At 68.3% G+C, this 575-nt stretch carries 1 protein-coding gene; it reads right to left on the bottom strand.

Translation table 11 applies throughout. The features are described 5' to 3' along the window. Positions 1-575 (bottom strand): type VI secretion system Vgr family protein (locus PKKP23_RS33590; RefSeq protein WP_126880091.1); only part of this gene is annotated, 575 nt, incomplete at both ends.

Genomic DNA, 575 nt, shown 5'->3' with positions numbered 1-575 from the left:
ATTGATACCCAGCTTGTGCGCGCACAGCGAGATCAGGTCGCCCGCTGCCATGCGCAGACGCCTGACGACACTCATGTCCATGTCCCTGCCCGCCGTGACGATCACGCTTTCGCCCGCCGAGTGCTGCGCCGATTTCGGCGTCACGAACGCCATGCCGCCCGGCGCGCTCGCGAGCAGCCCCGCCTCGCGAAGCTGGTTCAGTCCGTCAAGCAACGCCGTCTGCGTGGCACGGTCGGCCGCATCGGCGCCGGCCTGCCTGGTCGCCATCGCCAGATCCGTCACGCGCTGCAGCGCCGCCTTGAGCTGGGCGATGGCAGCCGGCATCTCCAGGTGCGGCGTATCCGCCCCGGCGGCCGCGTCCGCCGTGAGGAACAGACCCTTCGCCGCGCGCACCGTGCCCCAGCCTTTGGTCGTGATCTCGAAGCCTTCGCCACGCGGAAGCTTTTTGCTGTTGAGCAGATACCCCTGGTTGAACGCCGCCTGGCTGTACACCGTTGCAATGCGCGCGCTCTCCTTGCCGCGCAGGTCGTTGAACACGATCTCCGCGCCGAGCAGCGGCGAGCGCCAGATGGCAT

Origin of the sequence: Paraburkholderia kururiensis JCM 10599 = LMG 19447 (assembly GCF_003986935.1) — a bacterium.
Taxonomy (GTDB): domain Bacteria; phylum Pseudomonadota; class Gammaproteobacteria; order Burkholderiales; family Burkholderiaceae; genus Paraburkholderia; species Paraburkholderia kururiensis.
The sequence above is the reverse complement of the archived record's forward strand: the minus strand, read 5'-3'. Positions and strand labels throughout refer to the sequence as shown.